Below are 17,509 nucleotides of genomic sequence, written 5' to 3' on the forward strand. Positions count from 1 at the left end.
CCGTAAATAATTCAACATTTTCTTTATCTTTATTCCATGATACGATTATGTAAAAGATTTGAAAAGAGGACAAATTTCATGCTTGGGATATTGTCGGCGGCGATTGCCCCGGGATTAGCACTGTTAAGTTATTTTTATTTGAAGGATGAATATGATTCTGAACCGATTTCAGTTGTGTTCAGGGCCTTTATGATTGGCGCTCTCCTTGTGTTCCCAATTATGTTTATTCAGTATGTTCTCGATGTTGAACATATTGTCCACTCGGATTTGATCCATGCCTTCTTTTCAATCAGTTTCCTTGAAGAATTTTTTAAATGGTTTATTTTAATTTATACGGTATATCAGCATGTAGAATTCGATGAACCATATGATGGTATTGTATACGGAGTTGCCGTTTCATTAGGATTTGCGACCGTTGAGAATATATTTTATCTAATTGCGAATGGCTTAGAATATGCATTAAGCCGTGCTTTATTACCTGTATCCAGTCATGCTCTATTTGGTGTAATCATGGGCTTTTATTTAGGTAAAGGGAAGTTTAGTAAAAGTCACAGACCAAGGTGGATTATTTTTTCTTTACTATTTCCGTTCCTGTTTCACGGTGTCTATGATTATATTCTTATTTCCTTTGAAAATTGGTTAATTTATATGCTGCCTTTCATGATTTTTCTATGGTGGCTCGCTTTGCGAAAAGTAAAACATGCTCGTATTCTTACATCTCAACATAATAGAGAATTAAACAAAAGCCTTCCATTGTAAAATGGAGGCTTTTTTTAATTGTTAACGGAGTTACCGTTTGTTGAAAAACCATTCAATTTAAAAGAAATTAAATTATGTGTAAATAGATTTGAATAAAAACCCACTCAATACAAAAAATAGGTTCAATGGAGTACATTGCATAAATCAAACAGTTCATCTTAGGAATCAAATTCAATTGGGGGTGCATTCATTTTGAACAAGAGATTTATAAAAATCTTGCTAATACTATCAGTTTGTATAATTTGTGTTCCATTAAGTATGAACGAGAAAACGGTAGATGCTTTTTCCAATCAGGTCATACAGCATGGAGCAGTAGGTGACGATGTTATTGAATTACAGTCAAGACTGCAATATTTAGGTTTTTATACAGGAAAAATTGATGGGGTGTTTGGTTGGAGAACATACTGGGCATTAAGAAATTTTCAATATGAGTTTGGATTACCCATCGACGGCCTAGCGGGTCAAACAACCAAAAATAAGTTAGCGAAAGCATCGAAATATAACGAACAATTTGTAAAAGAACAAATCAATAAAGGAAACAAATTTTCACATTACGGTGGGATGGATTTAAATAAGCAAAGTGCTCCTAATAAAACGGGCGGTGGTGGTACTACGAATAAAGGTGGAGCCACTGGTGGAAATGCAGCGAAAGCGCCAGCTCAACAACAAGCTGCTCCTAAGGCACCAGCAAATCAGCCTCAGCAACAAGCCGCTCCTAAGGCACCGGCAAATCCGCCGAAGCAACCAACAGCAGCAAATGTACCGGCTGGTTTTTCACAAAATGATATTCAGCTAATGGCTAACGCAGTTTATGGGGAGTCTCGAGGTGAACCATATATTGGTCAGGTAGCTGTAGCAGCAGTTATATTAAATCGCGTTGATAGCGCAAGCTTCCCAAATACAGTATCGGGAGTAATTTTTGAGCCTCGTGCATTTACAGCAGTTGCAGATGGACAGATATGGTTAACACCTAATGAACAGGCGAAGGAAGCAGTGCTAGATGCGATAAATGGATACGATCCTACTGGAAATGCGATCTATTATTTTAATCCAGATACGGCTACGAGTGGGTGGATATGGACGAGACCACAGATTAAGCAAATTGGGAAACATATATTCTGTAAATAAAGAGGTGAGGTACAGTTGATTAGAGGAATTCTTATTGGAGTGTTGGCTTTAGGTGTAGCGGGCACAGCCTTTTGGGGGTATCAGGAACATAGAGAGAAGAACGCCATTCTCATAAATGCTGAAAACAATTATCAAAGGGCATTTCATGATTTGACCTATCAAGTTGATTTGTTGAATGACAAAATAGGCACGACTTTAGCAATGAATTCTCGTACATCTCTTTCTCCAGCACTTGCAGAGGTGTGGAAAATTACTTCAGAGGCACATAGCGACGTGGGGCAACTGCCATTAACCTTACTTCCATTTAATAAAACAGAGGAATTTTTAGCGAAAATTGGTGATTTTAGTTACCAAACGGCTATTCGAGATTTAGAAAAAGAGCCGTTATCTGATAAAGAGTATGCTGCTCTAAAAGAATTATATGGTCAATCTGCAGATATCCAGAAGGAATTAAGAAATGTTCAACATACAGTTTTAAATAACAATCTTCGATGGATGGATGTAGAGCTTGCTTTAGCGACAGAGGAACAACCGAACGATAACACGATTATTGATGGTTTCAAAACGGTTGAGAAAACAGTTGATGGATATGGAGAAACGGATTTTGGCCCAACCTTTGTTAATATGAAAAAACAAGATGATGGCTATAAGTATTTAGAAGGAAAAGATATTACAAAAAACGAGGCTAAGAAAATCGCGCTTAAATATAGTGGATTCGGGAATAACGCAAATACTCAAGTGACCGAAAATGGAAAGGGTTCAGATGTTGGCTTCTTCAGCGTTTCTGTACAAGATAAGAAAACAAAGCAAGAAGCAAATATGGACATTACCAAAAAGGGTGGTTACCCAATCTGGTTTATTCTCTCTAGAGAGGTAAAGGATGCGAAAATTAGTTTGAATGATGCAAGTAATAAAGCCGTCAAGTTTCTGAAGGATAATGACTTTGAAAATCTAGATTTATTTGAAAGTAGCCAGTATGACAAAATGGGAGTATTTACGTTCGTAACGAATGAAGATGGCGTTCGAATTTACCCTGATGCAATTACTGTGAAGGTTGCCCTTGATAATGGAAACATTATTGGATTTTCAGCAGAGGAATATTTGCGGTCTCATCATACGAGAGATATTCCAAAACCAACGATTACTGCTGCCGAAGCTCGGAAAGAAATTAATCCAAACGTTAAAATAATGGATGAAGGCTTAGCGATTATTGTAAATGATCTCAATGAAGAAGTATTGTGTCATGAATTTTATGGAACTCTTGGCGATGACACTTACAGAATTTATATTAATGCTGAGACTAAGGTTGAAGAAAAAATTGAAAAGCTCCAAAATGCAGAACCGATTTTTGAAGATGTCGTTTAAAAAGGAAAAGCACTCGCTTTTCCTTTTTTTTCCCTTTCATCCATTTTTATCAAGAATAACTTTTCTGCTCTTGCGCATGGTGGGCTTATCATGTCATAATGAACAATAATAAGTCGATCATATTTGGTAAACAGAAAGTGTGATTATGATGATGAAAATCGGAGACCCGTTAACCCTTGAATTACAGTACAGTGATAGAGTTGAAAAATACAAATGTAAACTAGTAGAAAGAAACGGACAACAATTATATATTGATTATCCAATTAATATGGAAACGAAACGGACAGCCTTCTTTTTAGATGGAACGCAGTTAAAGTGTTCTTTTATTATGCGTGATGGTACCGTTTATTTGTTTGATTCAGAAGTTGTTGGACGAGTGAAACAAAAGATTCCGATGATTAAGTTAACATATCCAGGCGATGATCAACTCATTAAAATCCAACGTCGTCAATATGTTCGTGTTGAAACAGCTGTAGATGTGGCCGTACATTCAACTAATTCTGAATTTCAACCGTTTGTCACTGTAACAGATGACATAAGTGCGGGTGGTGCAGCCATTATCGTATCGAAGCAACAGAAGCTAGAAGCAGGAACACTTATTGATTCGTGGTTCGTGCTACCGATGCAAAACGGAGATTTTCATTATTTTAAGTTCGAAGCAAAAGTTGTGAGGAATATTCCTCTCGATCCAAATAGATTTAAGACGTCTCTTGAATTTCTTAATGTAGAAGCACTCGAGCGTCAAGTTTTACTTCGATTCTGCTTCGATCGCCAGTTGGCGATGAGAAGAAAAGGGGTAAGAGATGAATAAGTTATCTACTTATCTCCTATAATGCTATTAAGCATTCATTGGAGATAGGTGGAGAGAACATGAAAACAATTGAAAGAATTATGATTAAACTCATCATTATTCAATTGCTTTTCTTAGTTTTAGCACAAATTGTATTACATAAATGGAATGTATTCCCTGAGTTAAAAGAGATAACTCAATACGAAGGAGTAACTGAAAATAACTTCTCCGAGCTGTTAGAAGCTTTTAATGGGAACAAGTGAAGCTGGATCAAAGGCCGTCTAGAAACGACTTTTGGTCACAGCTATTTTTTTGTTTTCTATTTATACGGAAAGCGAGTGGCTTGAAGTGGAAATCAACTTTTTCAAATAGACTCCTTCTTTGGTGTTTAATAATTTAAAATCATAAATTGTGATATGCAATGAAAAAATAAAAAAAGACTATTATTTTTATAAGAGGAATAAGAGGACATATGGTAAAATAGATTATGAAAATAATGGAGAGATTTGGCGTATCTTACTTAACAGAGCATATGACAGCAATCTTTTTTGAACAACTAGGAGGACATATGAAGAAAATTTCAATAGCTATAGATGGACCTGCTGCTGCAGGAAAAAGTACAGTTGCAAAAATTGTGGCGAAAAATCTAAATTACATATATGTAGATACAGGTGCAATGTACAGAAGTTTAACTTTTCAAGCAATAAAAAATGGAATTGACCTTCAAAATGAAGAACAACTAATGGAATTGCTTGATATGACTGAGATCACACTCGAAGCAACAGAAAATGGACAAATTGTCCGTGTAAATGGTCATGAAGTAACTTCAGACATTAGAAATTCTGAAGTAACTAATAATGTCTCTTATGTTGCCAAGCATAAGCTTGTACGAGAAGAAATGGTAAGAAGACAGCAACAATTTGCATTGCAAGGTGGCGTAGTTATGGATGGGCGAGACATCGGGACCCATGTCATTCCACATGCAGAAGTAAAAGTTTTTCTACTTGCGAGTGTTGATGAAAGAGCACAAAGAAGACATACGGAGAATCTGGAAAAGGGCTTCCCTTCAGATTTAGAAAAGCTGAAAGAAGAAATAGCTGCGCGTGATAAGCTCGATTCTGAGCGAGAAGTAGCCCCTCTGAAAAAAGCAGATGACGCGGTGGAGATTGACACCACCTCAAAATCAATAGAAGAGGTTGTTGAGCTTATTATGGGCTTAGCAAGGGAAAGGATCGAATAAGATGTCGTTTTATGGATTTGCAAGATCGATCGTATATGGAATTTTAAAACCATTTTACCGAATTGAAGCAATCGGGAGAGAAAATATCCCTAAAGAAGGAGGGGTTCTTTTATGTGCAAATCATATTCATAATTTTGATCCTCCTGTCGTGGGGATTATGGCACCGAGACCTATTTCTTTTATGGCGAAGGAAGAGCTATTTAACGTTCCGGTTTTAGGAAAAATTCTTCCTCATGTAAATGCCTTTCCTGTAAAGCGTGGAATGAGTGACCGTGAAGCATTACGTACAGGCTTAAAAGTGTTAAAGGAAGGAAAGGTTTTAGGCCTTTTTCCTGAAGGAACACGTAGCAAAACTGGAGAATTAGGCAAAGGATTAGCTGGAGCAGGATTTTTTGCCTTAAGAACCGATGCAGATGTCGTTCCGTGTGCGATTATTGGGCCCTACAAAGCTTTTTCGCGTTTAAAGGTCGTTTATGGAAAACCAATTGATATGAAAACACTTCGTGAAAATAAAGCATCTGCTGAGGAAACGACAGAGGCTATTATGCAAGAAATTCGTAAGTTAATCGAGCGATATAAGAAAAACTGATAATTCAACTTTCTTGACAAAAGTGTAGTTTTATAAGAAGTTATAAAAAGAATCATCTTCGGTACTGACCTATATTTTCTAAATCATATATGCGTTAACGATAAGGGAGTAGCGATTGGATTAAGGAGGAGTACATATGTCGGAAGAGATGAATCAAGTAGAGGTAAAAAAATTTAAAATTGGTGATCAAGTCACAGCAACAGTAACCAAGGTTGAGGAAAAACAGGTTATTGTTGATATTCGTGACAGCAAGCTCGACGGAATTATTCCAATTAGTGAGCTTTCAAGCCTTCATGTAGAAAAAGCAAGCGATGTTGTTGAAGAAGGCCAAGAAATTGTTTTAGAAGTTTTAAAGATTGAAGAAGAAGCTCTTATTCTTTCAAAAAGAAAAGCAGATGCGAAAAAAGCTTGGAGTGACCTTCAGCAGCAGTTTGAGAGTGGGGCTGTTATTGAAGCAGAAGTTAAAGATGTCGTTAAAGGCGGTTTAGTGGTAGATCTAGGTGTAAGAGGATTTGTTCCTGCCTCCCTGGTTGAAGCCCATTTTGTTGAGGATTTCTCGGATTATAAAGGGAAAACTTTAACTTTTAAAATCGTTGAATTAGATCAAGATAAGAATAGATTGATTCTTTCTCATCGTGTCGTTGTAGAAGAAGAGAAAGGAAAACAAAAATCAGCTGTATTAGATTCTCTTCAACCGAATCAAGTACTAGAAGGTACAGTTCAAAGACTCACAGACTTTGGTGCATTTGTGGATATTGGCGGTATCGATGGATTAGTGCATATATCTCAACTGTCACATGAACATGTTCAAAAACCATCGGATGTTGTTCAAGAAGGTCAAGTAGTCAAAGTGAAGGTGCTAAATGTAGACCGAGATAATGAGAGAATTTCATTATCAATCAAGGAAACTCTCCCTGGACCATGGGCGAATCTTGCTGAAAAGGCTCCTAAGGGTGCAGTGCTTGATGGAGTAGTAAAGAGACTTGTCTCCTATGGTGCATTTGTTGAAGTATTCCCAGGAGTAGAAGGCTTGGTTCATATTTCTCAAATTTCTCATAAGCATATCGGCACTCCGCATGAAGTATTAAAAGAAGGCCAAGATATTAAAGTAAAAGTTCTTGATGTGAATGAAGCAGAACAAAGACTTTCACTAAGTATTAAGGAGCTTGAAGAAAAAGAGCCAGAAGTTCTTGATTATGAGCTACCTGAAGAGGCAAAGGGTTTCCAACTTGGAGAAATGATTGGAGACCAGCTAAAGAACCTTAAATAATTGTTAGGTGATAATAGTGACAAGAGCAAAACGGAAAGCAGAGCATCTTCAATATGCTCTAAAAACAGGACAGAGTAGACTGACCGGTTTTGATGATATCACTTTTGTTCACCAAAGCTTACCCGATTGTTCCGTAGAACAGATTCAATTAAGTACAAAAATTGGCGAACTTGATTTAAGTTCGCCAATTTTTATAAATGCGATGACGGGTGGCGGAGGAGAAGCAACATATCAAATTAACCGAAAACTAGCAATCGTTGCACAAGAAGCGAATGTTCCCATTGCACTAGGTTCTCAAATGTCTGCCTTAAAGGATTCGTCTGAAATAAGAACTTATAAAATTGTCCGAGATGAAAACAAAGAGGGAATAGTTTTTGCAAATTTAGGAAGTGAAGCTACTGTTGACCAGGCAAAAGCTGCTACCGATATGCTTGAAGCAAATGCGCTGCAAATCCATCTTAATACAATTCAGGAGCTGACGATGCCAGAGGGTGATCGGAGCTTTGTAGATGCCCTTGTACGGATAGAAGCAATCGTAAAGAGCTTGGAAATGCCGGTGATCGTAAAAGAGGTGGGTTTCGGCATGAGTATGGAAACAGTGCGGAAGCTACATTCGATTGGTGTTCAAGCGGTAGATGTTGGAGGTTTTGGCGGCACTAATTTTGCCAAAATTGAAAACGCAAGAAGGAAAAAGCTTCTGTCGTTTTTTAATGACTGGGGAATCCCGACAGCGGTTTCGATTATTGAAGCAAAAGAAGCTTTTCCGGATCTTTCAATTGTCGGCTCTGGTGGAGTTCAACATAGCCTTGATACGATAAAGGCGATAGCTCTTGGTGCCTGTGCAACAGGCTTAGCAGGAAAGGTCCTCAAGACGTTGGTTGATGATGGTGTTGAATCTCTTATTGAGGAGATTCAAGAAATGAAAGATGAGTTAAAGCTTATGATGACCGCTCTTGGGGCAAAATCGCTTCCGGAGTTACAAAAGATACCCGTTATTATTTCAGGGAAGACTCATCATTGGTTAAACGAAAGAGGAATTGATACAAAAAAATTTAGTCAAAGATAATCGAAAAACTCTCATGGATTCAAATTCCATGAGAGTTTTTTTCATTTCCCATCATTTAATTTTCTAGCTTCTTCAGGGCTAGACATTTTTGTTGCACCCGGATAGTGAAGTGCTTGGTCTCGATCTGATTCAACCTGCTTATTCTTTTTTAACTTCTGTTCTTGACGGTCCCTTCCCATGTGAATTGCACCTCCTATGATTATCATATATAAACAAGAAAACTTTATTCATCCGAAGGTTAAAGTACATATCCATGAGCCATAATGGAAATGATAGGAGGTAGCGAAATGGAAGGCTTTTTCTTTTATTGGCTATTTTGGATGTTCTGGATCATGGCAACTTTTTTTATGGAAAAAAATCAACTTAGATTGAAAATATCGATTGGGATTTTGTTGGCGCTTACGTTGTCTACATTTTCTTTTACATTCTGGGAAATTGAAATTTCTTATAATAGCCTATTTTTACTTATTACCTTTTTTGTTTGGATAGCCCGCCAAAGCTTTAAAAGAGGGAGTTACATGCTCATTACCTCCTTTATTTTGATGCTTTCTTATACTGTATTTCAGCTGTTTGAACTGTTTGATCCAGTATGGCTAATTTTTGATCGAACGATTATGCTTTCGCTTCTAATGACTTATCTTTCGATTTTGCTTCACAATAAAGTGGAAGTGCGGGTACTGTCTTTAGTATCAGGAGCTATTCTAGGGGATATTTTGTACTCCTTCATATTACGAAAATTTACATTTCCGCATTCTGTTGGGGACTATGCATTTCTTGATGTTGTCTCGATATCTATTGCTCTACTGCTGATTGCTAGTGGATTTAAAAAGCTCTCCATCTACTTTGAAAGTCACTTCAAACAATTTGAAAGGGAGAAACAAAAACAGTCATGACAGAGTATACTTACCCAATTTTGCTTGGAATTATCATTGGTACATTAACGAGAATATATATGCTGAGAACAGATTATCGCCAGTATCCAACATACTTACATGGGAAAATTATTCATATTGCACTAGGTTTTATTGCGGCAGGACTCGGAACACTTGCTGTCCCTTCGATAATGGAAGAAGATTTTACAGCGGTCACATTTTTAACGATTGCTGCTTCCCAATTTAGAGAAGTGAGAAACATGGAACGGAATACCTTATCGGAAATGGATTCATCTGAGTTAGTCCCAAGAGGAAGAACATACATTGAAGGAATCGCGATCGCTTTTGAAAGTCGGAATTATTTAGTTATTTTTACCTCTCTTTTGACAACGCTCGCTTACTTGTTATCGAATATTTGGGGAGGAATTATTGTTGGTGCGATCGCTTTTTTTATTTCAAAAGCCTTGATGGCTGGAGGAAAATTAACGGATATTGTCGATGTTGAATATGTAGAACCACGATTTGAAGGTGCAGGATTGTATGTGGATAATATTTATATCATGAATATCGGTTTACCGGAACGGAAAAAAGAAATCTTAAGTTATGGGATGGGCTTTATTTTAAAACCAAAAAGTTTCGATTCGCGATCGACGATTGCTAATCTTGGTCAACGTCAGGCCATCCTTCATGACGTTTCAACGGCCTTAGGCATATATAGGGATTCTGGGACTCCGGCATTAGTTCCGCTTGCCAAGAGAGATTTGGATGATGGTAGAGTGGGAGTGTTTGTTTTACCACAGGAACGAGATGAGAAAAGGGCAATCGAAATTATTGGCAAGGTACCTATACTTGAAAATGCAGTGCGCCTCCCTACAAAAAGAAAACGAAAAGAGGAGGGGAGATAACAGATATGGATCTGCAAAAATTTATTCTTGCTGTTATTACAACGAATCCGAAAAAGGCTCCCGTCGCTTCAACTGTTTTTCACTGTGATAGTAAGGAAGAGATGGATGCGATAACAACAAACCTAGAAGCTATTCTAGACGGAATTGCCCACGCTTTATCAGATGAGATTTATATCATCGTAAAGCATTGAGATTACAGTCTTCACCAATCAATCCAATCTTTTCATTGCGAGGAAGAAATCACTTTGTTAATATAATTAGGTTAGACCCTTCTAAGATGGAAGGGTTTATTTACTAACAGGAAGCAAATTTGACATTGTAATCTAATGATTAAATTTCGATAAAGTAGAAGGAAAGGGTGATGTTCATGGTGAAACCTGTAGTAGCCATCGTTGGACGTCCAAACGTTGGAAAATCAACGATTTTTAACCGAATTGTAGGAGATAGAATTTCCATAGTAGAAGACATTCCAGGAGTAACAAGAGATCGAATATATAGTGCAGCAGAATGGCTCACGCATGATTTTAATATCATTGATACTGGTGGTATTGATATTGGAGATGAACCATTTTTAGAACAAATTCGTGCGCAAGCACAAATCGCGATTGATGAAGCCGATGTTATTATTTTCTTAACAAATGGAAGAGAAGGAGTAACAGCTGCTGACGAAGAGGTTGCGAAAATTTTATATAAGGCGAAGAAGCCAGTTGTCTTAGCTGTAAATAAAGTGGATAACCCAGAGATGCGGGATCAAATCTATGATTTTTATTCCCTCGGTTTTGGTGAACCGTTCCCTATTTCAGGCGCACATGGTCTAGGCTTAGGGGATTTGTTAGATGAAGCCGCAAAGCATTTTCCAACGGATCAAGGGGAGAACTACGACCCAGATACCATAAAGTTTTCACTTATTGGTCGTCCAAATGTAGGTAAATCCTCTTTAGTAAATGCTATACTTGGAGAAGAACGCGTAATCGTAAGTAATATAGCTGGTACAACGAGAGATGCGATTGACTCGATGGTTACAGTCAATGGGCAGAAGTATGTCATTATTGATACAGCGGGTATGCGTAAAAAAGGTAAGGTCTATGAAAGTACAGAAAAATACAGCGTTTTACGTGCTTTAAGGGCAATTGAACGTTCAGATGTTGTTTTAGTTGTTCTTGATGGAGAAGAAGGAATTATCGAGCAGGACAAGAAAATTGCTGGATATGCTCATGAAGCAGGACGTGCAGTAGTAATTGTTGTGAATAAATGGGATGCAGTCGAAAAAGATGAAAAAACGATGAAGGCATTTGAACAAAATATTCGTGAGCATTTCTTATTCCTAGATTATGCACCAATTGTCTTTTTATCTGCTCTTACAAAAAAACGAATCCATACATTAATTCCAATGATTGATATGGCTAGTGAAAATCATGCGCGAAGAGTGGAAACAAGTGTGCTGAATGATGTAATTATGGACGCTGTTGCGATGAATCCAACACCAACCGATAATGGTAAACGTCTAAAAATTTACTATACAACTCAGGTAGCGGTTTCGCCTCCAACTTTTGTTGTTTTCGTAAACGATCCAGAATTAATGCATTTCTCTTATCAAAGATTTTTAGAAAATCGAATTCGAGACGCTTTTGGTTTCGAAGGAACACCGATCAAAATCTTTGCTCGTGAACGTAAATAATAGAGAATTTGTTTAAGGAAGTGATTTTATGGAAAGAAAAGAAAAAATCACAGTCGTCGGTGCAGGAAGCTGGGGTACAGCATTGGCTCTTGTATTAGCTGATAATGGACATGATGTGAGGCTATGGGGACATAATCCTAATCAAATAGAGGAAATAAATCGGCTTCATACAAATGAAAAATACTTACCTGGTGTTGAACTGCCGAATAATATCATTGGATACAGCTCTTTACAGGACGCGCTGAATGAGGTTGAAACCTGCATTTTAGCTGTACCAACTAAGGCAATCCGTGAGGTTCTAAATGATATGGCTGAAGTCCATAAGGAACCTCTCACGATTGTTCATGTAAGTAAAGGGATTGAACCGGATACGTTATTACGAATATCTGAGATGATCGAAGATGAGATGCCTGAGCATTTACTTCAAGATGTAGTAGTCCTTTCTGGACCTAGTCATGCTGAAGAGGTCAGCTTGCGTCATATCACTACTGTTACAGTATCTTCAAAAAATATTGAAGCCGCTGAAAAAGTACAAGATTTATTCATCAATTCCTATTTTCGTGTGTACACAAATCCTGATATTATCGGGGTAGAAATTGGTGGAGCTTTAAAAAATATTATTGCACTAGCGGCTGGTATTACAGATGGACTTGGCTACGGGGATAACGCAAAAGCGGCGCTAATCACAAGAGGATTGGCTGAGATTGCTCGTCTAGGTACGAAAATGGGTGCGAGTCCGTTAACTTTCTCGGGATTAACTGGAATCGGTGATTTAATTGTAACTTGTACAAGCGTTCATTCAAGAAACTGGAGAGCGGGAAATCTTTTAGGGAAAGGCCAAAAGCTTGAAGAAGTGTTAGAAAACATGGGCATGGTCGTGGAAGGTGTTAGAACAACGAAGGCTGCCTATCAGCTTGCAGAGAAATATCAGGTAAAAATGCCAATCACAACTGCGCTACATAATGTGCTTTTTCAACACGCAAATCCTAAAGATGAGGTAGATGCCTTAATGTCTCGTGTGAAGACACACGAAATGGAGGATTTGGCCAACGTTCTTTCTAGTGAACAATAAGCTTGGTTGCTTTTTTTAGCTATTTAATTGGGGAAAGGTCCTTATAATTTCTAAAATATAGGCTTTCGAGGATGCGATTTCAAATAGAAATGCATACAATGGGAGCGAAGCAAACTGGTGAAATGAACAGGGTGTATGGTGTATTTAGTCATTTCAGACTAAGGTAAAGAGCAGCCCCCTACTTTACTTTAGTCTTTTTTTTGTGGCGCTGGAATATGAAAACCCATACAGCAAGCGTATTTTGTTATAATATTTTTGAAAAAGGAGTTGAGTGTATGTCACCATCCATGCTAAAAATGTGGATTTCTATTTCTGCTATGGGATTCATGGTTATTTCCATACTTTTGATTTATCTTAGTCGTTATAAAATAAATACTGGTGTATTGAAATTTATCACAGCATTGATTGCGTATATCTTGTTGATTTTAAGCGGAATTATTATTCTTTTTGTGGTCATGAGTGGTCCAACGTCGTAATGCTAAATACATAGAATAGAAGGATTGATACATATGAATAAAAGAGTTCGAATTTTATTAACTTGGGTCATTGCTTCCGCTATTTTAACAGGCTGTGCATATCCGCAAGACAGATTAGCCCAAAATCAAACTCCTTATCAAGATCAAATAGAATCTGTTCAATCAGCTGTTGATCAATTTCAAAAGGATAAGGGTGGAATCCTTCCAATTAAAACGAAAGAACAGGACACTCCGATTTACCAAAAGTACTTGATAGATTTCAAGCAAATAGCACCAACATATATGGCGGAGCCTCCGGGAAATTCGTTTGAATCTGGTGGGATATTTCAATACGTCTTGATTGATGTGGAGACGAATCCAACAGTTAAAATTTTTGATTTAAGAATTGCCGAAACGATTCGTGACCTAAATTTAAGGATCAAAATGGAGAAATATCCTCCATATAAAGAACGATTAGCTGAAAATGTCTATTCTTTAGACTTTGAAAAGCTTGGCTATAAGGAAGAGCCTGTTGTGATAAGTCCTTTTACAAATCAAGAACTACCGTTCGTTATTACGGGAAACGCTGAGATTTACGTTGATTATCGGAAGGATCTATATCAAATTATGCAAAAATCAGGAGAAAAAATGGAACCTGGTGAGGATCTTCGTAAAATTCTTCATCAAGATTCAATGTTTGTTCCAGCATACTCCTTGCCATATACACTTGATCCAGAAACAAATGAGATCGTGTATGACGAAAAATAGAACCTTATTCAGGTATATGATAAATAGTCATAACCCTTTTCTTACAGGAATATATTGTAGGAGAAGGGTTTTTATTTTATATTTTTATGAATTTTTCAGACGGAAAAAGAGACTGGATAAATGGAAGTAAACGTAACTTTAGTGAATCGAAAAGACTAGCAGAGAACAAGTTTATGAAATAAGGAGGGCAAAAATTTAAGAAAACTGTCATACAGTTGTAGGACAACGTCATAAATATATATTGTCTATATATAGCACTAAAAATCGGATAAATATTATCCCACTAACTCATGATTTCAGGAGGGGATCACTTGGAAAAGGTAGATATTTTTAAGGATATTGCCGAAAGAACAGGCGGCGATATATATCTTGGAGTAGTTGGAGCAGTTCGAACTGGGAAGTCCACGTTCATTAAAAAATTCATGGAACTTGTCGTTCTTCCGAATATGGATAACGAGGCTGAGAGAGCCCGTACCCAAGATGAACTGCCTCAAAGTGCAGCGGGAAGAACAATCATGACTACAGAACCGAAATTCGTACCAAATCAAGCAGCATCAATTCATGTAAGTGAAGGACTAGATGTCAATATTCGTTTAGTTGATTGTGTAGGCTATACGGTTCCAGGTGCAAAGGGGTACGAAGACGAGAATGGTCCTAGAATGATTAATACACCATGGTATGAGGAACCGATTCCTTTTCATGAAGCTGCGGAAATTGGCACGCGTAAGGTCATTCAAGAGCATTCTACAATTGGTGTTGTCATTACAACGGATGGAACTATCGGTGAAATCCCAAGAGCAGACTATATTGAAGCTGAGGAAAGAGTCATTGCTGAATTAAAAGAAGTAGGTAAGCCATTCATTATGGTCATCAACAGTGTGCAGCCTCACCATCCAAATACAGATGCTCTTCGCGGCGAATTGATGGTGAAATATGATATCCCTGTACTGGCTATGAGTATCGAAGGCATGCGCGAGTCTGATGTACTTAGCGTAATGCGAGAAGCTTTATACGAATTCCCAGTTCTAGAAGTGAATGTTAACCTTCCTAGCTGGGTAATGGTTCTAAAAGAAGACCATTGGCTAAGAGAGAGCTATCAGGAAGCTGTTAAGGAAACGGTGAAGGATATTAAGAGACTTCGTGATGTTGACAGGGTTGTTCAATTGTTCAGTGACTACGAATTTATCGAGAGAGCTGGTTTAGCTGGGATTGAGATGGGTCAAGGGGTAGCGGAAATTGACTTGTTTGCTCCAGATGAGCTTTATGACGATATTCTAAAAGAAATTGTCGGCGTCGAGATTCGTGGACGTGACCATTTGCTAGAATTAATGCAAGACTTTGCCCATGCTAAACAGGAGTATGATGTCATCTCTGATGCTCTTAAAATGGTAAAGCAAACAGGCTATGGAATTGCAGCTCCTTCACTTTCAGATATGAGCTTAGATGAGCCGGAAATTATTCGCCAAGGGGCAAGATTTGGCGTCAGATTAAAGGCGGTTGCACCGTCTATCCACATGATTAAGGTCGATGTAGAATCAGAGTTTGCCCCAATTATCGGAACAGAAAAGCAAAGTGAAGAATTGGTCCGATATTTAATGCAAGATTTTGAGGATGACCCACTATCTATTTGGAATTCTGATATTTTTGGCCGAAGCTTAAGCTCCATCGTGCGAGAAGGGATTCAAGCTAAGCTATCGTTAATGCCTGAAAATGCTCGCTACAAATTAAAAGAAACTTTAGAGAGAATTATAAACGAAGGATCAGGCGGCCTAATCGCCATTATCTTATAGATGCCGTGAAAGACTCTGTTTCGGAGTCTTTTTTCTTTTTTTAGGAATTATTATGTTATTTTTTTACTTTATTTGGTAGAAAAAGTGAATTTGATAGAATAAGTAAAGAAGACATATGGAAGGTATTAGGAGGAGCTAACACTTGATTTTATTGGTTTTTTTCGTGTTTGGATGCTTTTGCCTAAGAATAGTCTAAAAGTATCATTTTTATGGCTTAATCCTCGACAAAATATGACAAAATCATATCAAATAAGAAAAGATTACCATAATTTCGCTAAATCTTCTTGATAAGAGTAATTGATTATGATAATCTTTTAACAGAATTACTGATGAAAGCGACTAGAATCCTTGAAAATAAAGGGTTTTAAAAGAAAAAATGTTGAAATCTTAATTTTTATCATTTATTATATGGCATGGGTATACTACCCGTCATTAGTGAATTCATCACATTGGTTGATAGTTTTCGTTTGTTGTCATATAATTCCCATTACAGCAGAATTTGTTGAAATAGGGATAAAAACAAGTCGCAACGTATAGAAATCAGTAATTTTGTTTACAAATGATGATAAGAATGCAATTTTCAACTTAATGGATTGAATTTTTTGGGAGGAGGTGAAAGGCATGAACAAGACAGAACTAGTTAATGCAGTTGCAGAAGCAAGCGAACTTTCTAAAAAGGACGCTACTAAAGCAGTTGATGCAGTATTTGATTCCATCTTAAATGCTTTAAAAGATGGTGATAAAGTACAATTAATCGGTTTCGGAAACTTTGAGGTACGTGAGCGTGCAGCTCGTAAAGGTCGTAACCCTCAAACTGGCGAAGAAATTGAAATTTCTGCTAGCAAGGTACCTGCTTTCAAACCAGGTAAGGCGCTTAAAGACGCAGTAAAATAATTACATAAAAGTACTTTAAGCTTATCTTGATAAAAAAGGCGCGCATTTATACATGCGTGCCTTTTTTATTTTTGTAAAAAATAGGAGTGTTTGAATCGGGAAATAATCGTCATGACTAGTCTTACTATTATAAATTAATTCTTCTGTTTTGCTTGAACTAAAATAGTTATGCTAATATGGTATTGTTATACATTTAAGTACATAAAACTAGTGTTAGCTTGTTTAGGCTGAGGAGGATCCATCATGACAAAGGTAAATCGTGCCCAAATTGAAGAGGCGGTACGTTTAATATTAGAAGCAGTAGGAGACGACCCAAATCGTGAAGGTGTATTAGATACACCTAAAAGGGTTGCAAAAATGTATGAAGAAGTTTTTCAAGGGCTAAATCAGGACCCTCGTGAGTACTTTGAAACTATTTTTAGTGAAGACCATGAAGAGCTTGTATTAGTTAAGGATATTCCGTTCTACTCCATGTGCGAACACCATCTTGTTCCTTTTTACGGAAAAGCGCATGTAGCCTATATTCCGCGTAATGGAAGAGTTACTGGATTAAGTAAGTTAGCTCGTGCAGTGGAAGCAGTCGCAAAAAGACCACAGCTTCAGGAAAGAATTACATCAACGGTTGCAGATGCCATCATGGAAAAGCTTGAGCCACATGGTGTCATGATCGTCGTTGAGGCAGAGCATATGTGTATGACGATGCGCGGGGTGAAAAAGCCAGGCGCAAAAACGATTACCACAGCTGTAAGAGGAACGTTTGCTGATGATAGCAATGCTCGCGCAGAGATTTTATCACTTATCAAGCAATAGAGAAGGTTACTGTGTCGACTAAGTCTTAAAGAATAGTCGACACTTCTCCTCTATGGAG

General features: G+C 37.5%; 20 protein-coding genes. 19 read left to right on the forward strand and 1 reads right to left on the reverse strand.

Going from position 1 to position 17,509, the window contains the following annotated elements:
• The first annotated feature begins 78 nt into the window (after window positions 1-78).
• From prsW to fni, 9 genes are all read left to right on the forward strand, one after another.
• Window positions 79-759 (forward strand): glutamic-type intramembrane protease PrsW, encoded by a 681-nt coding sequence (gene prsW, locus FAR12_RS12990; protein WP_126409086.1) that lies wholly within the window; start codon window positions 79-81, stop codon window positions 757-759.
• Window positions 760-951: 192 nt separating this feature from the next.
• A complete protein-coding gene (gene sleB, locus FAR12_RS12995) occupies window positions 952-1,887 on the forward strand; it encodes a spore cortex-lytic enzyme (RefSeq protein WP_126409087.1) in 936 nt (311 codons plus the stop codon).
• A gap of 15 nt (window positions 1,888-1,902) precedes the next feature.
• Entirely contained in the window at window positions 1,903-3,252 is a 1,350-nt protein-coding gene (ypeB, locus tag FAR12_RS13000) for a germination protein YpeB (protein WP_126409088.1), read from the forward strand.
• Window positions 3,253-3,400: 148 nt separating this feature from the next.
• Window positions 3,401-4,063 (forward strand): flagellar brake protein, encoded by a 663-nt coding sequence (locus FAR12_RS13005; RefSeq protein WP_126409089.1) that lies wholly within the window; start codon window positions 3,401-3,403, stop codon window positions 4,061-4,063.
• Window positions 4,064-4,122: 59 nt separating this feature from the next.
• Window positions 4,123-4,305, forward strand: a complete 183-nt coding sequence (locus FAR12_RS13010) for a YpfB family protein (RefSeq protein ID WP_126409090.1) — start codon at window positions 4,123-4,125, stop codon at window positions 4,303-4,305.
• Window positions 4,306-4,610: 305 nt separating this feature from the next.
• Window positions 4,611-5,282 (forward strand): (d)CMP kinase, encoded by a 672-nt coding sequence (gene cmk / locus FAR12_RS13015; RefSeq protein ID WP_126409091.1) that lies wholly within the window; start codon window positions 4,611-4,613, stop codon window positions 5,280-5,282.
• Window position 5,283: 1 nt separating this feature from the next.
• Entirely contained in the window at window positions 5,284-5,871 is a 588-nt protein-coding gene (locus tag FAR12_RS13020) for a lysophospholipid acyltransferase family protein (protein WP_126409092.1), read from the forward strand.
• Between the two features lie 136 nt (window positions 5,872-6,007).
• Entirely contained in the window at window positions 6,008-7,141 is a 1,134-nt protein-coding gene (gene rpsA, locus FAR12_RS13025) for a 30S ribosomal protein S1 (RefSeq protein ID WP_126409093.1), read from the forward strand.
• A gap of 16 nt (window positions 7,142-7,157) precedes the next feature.
• On the forward strand, window positions 7,158-8,207 hold the full coding sequence (fni, locus tag FAR12_RS13030; RefSeq protein ID WP_126409094.1) for a type 2 isopentenyl-diphosphate Delta-isomerase: 1,050 nt from the start codon (window positions 7,158-7,160) through the stop codon (window positions 8,205-8,207).
• 41 nt (window positions 8,208-8,248) lie between these two features.
• Here fni and FAR12_RS13035 read toward each other — a convergent pair whose 3' ends face one another.
• Entirely contained in the window at window positions 8,249-8,386 is a 138-nt protein-coding gene (locus FAR12_RS13035; RefSeq protein ID WP_126409095.1) for a YpzI family protein, read from the reverse strand.
• 108 nt (window positions 8,387-8,494) lie between these two features.
• Here FAR12_RS13035 and FAR12_RS13040 point away from each other — a divergent pair, with 108 nt between their 5' ends.
• From FAR12_RS13040 to folE, 10 genes are all read left to right on the forward strand, one after another.
• Window positions 8,495-9,100: a YphA family membrane protein gene (locus FAR12_RS13040; protein ID WP_126409096.1), complete on the forward strand. Its 606-nt coding sequence runs from the start codon at window positions 8,495-8,497 to the stop codon at window positions 9,098-9,100.
• Window positions 9,097-9,984 (forward strand): YIEGIA family protein, encoded by an 888-nt coding sequence (locus tag FAR12_RS13045; protein WP_126409097.1) that lies wholly within the window; start codon window positions 9,097-9,099, stop codon window positions 9,982-9,984. Before FAR12_RS13040 ends, FAR12_RS13045 begins: the two co-directional genes overlap by 4 nt.
• Window positions 9,985-9,989: 5 nt before the next feature.
• The gene (locus tag FAR12_RS13050; protein ID WP_126409098.1) at window positions 9,990-10,175 is read left to right on the forward strand and encodes a capping complex subunit for YIEGIA; all 186 of its coding nucleotides are present in this window, start codon (window positions 9,990-9,992) and stop codon (window positions 10,173-10,175) included.
• 176 nt (window positions 10,176-10,351) lie between these two features.
• Window positions 10,352-11,662, forward strand: a complete 1,311-nt coding sequence (der, locus tag FAR12_RS13055) for a ribosome biogenesis GTPase Der (protein ID WP_126409202.1) — start codon at window positions 10,352-10,354, stop codon at window positions 11,660-11,662.
• A 28-nt stretch (window positions 11,663-11,690) separates the two neighbouring features.
• Window positions 11,691-12,734 (forward strand): NAD(P)H-dependent glycerol-3-phosphate dehydrogenase, encoded by a 1,044-nt coding sequence (locus FAR12_RS13060; protein WP_126409099.1) that lies wholly within the window; start codon window positions 11,691-11,693, stop codon window positions 12,732-12,734.
• Between the two features lie 275 nt (window positions 12,735-13,009).
• Window positions 13,010-13,210 (forward strand): DUF2768 domain-containing protein, encoded by a 201-nt coding sequence (locus FAR12_RS13065; protein WP_126409100.1) that lies wholly within the window; start codon window positions 13,010-13,012, stop codon window positions 13,208-13,210.
• 33 nt (window positions 13,211-13,243) lie between these two features.
• A complete protein-coding gene (locus FAR12_RS13070) occupies window positions 13,244-13,957 on the forward strand; it encodes a hypothetical protein (RefSeq protein WP_126409101.1) in 714 nt (237 codons plus the stop codon).
• Between the two features lie 311 nt (window positions 13,958-14,268).
• Window positions 14,269-15,747 carry a stage IV sporulation protein A gene (gene spoIVA, locus FAR12_RS13075; protein WP_126409102.1) on the forward strand — a complete coding sequence of 493 codons (1,479 nt, stop codon included), beginning with the start codon at window positions 14,269-14,271 and terminating at the stop codon, window positions 15,745-15,747.
• A gap of 621 nt (window positions 15,748-16,368) precedes the next feature.
• Window positions 16,369-16,641, forward strand: a complete 273-nt coding sequence (locus FAR12_RS13080) for an HU family DNA-binding protein (protein ID WP_126409103.1) — start codon at window positions 16,369-16,371, stop codon at window positions 16,639-16,641.
• A 243-nt stretch (window positions 16,642-16,884) separates the two neighbouring features.
• Window positions 16,885-17,451 (forward strand): GTP cyclohydrolase I FolE, encoded by a 567-nt coding sequence (folE, locus tag FAR12_RS13085; RefSeq protein ID WP_126409104.1) that lies wholly within the window; start codon window positions 16,885-16,887, stop codon window positions 17,449-17,451.
• Window positions 17,452-17,509 lie beyond the last annotated feature (58 nt).

Origin of the sequence: Bacillus yapensis (assembly GCF_005280205.1) — a bacterium.
Lineage (GTDB): Bacteria > Bacillota > Bacilli > Bacillales > Cytobacillaceae > Robertmurraya > Robertmurraya yapensis.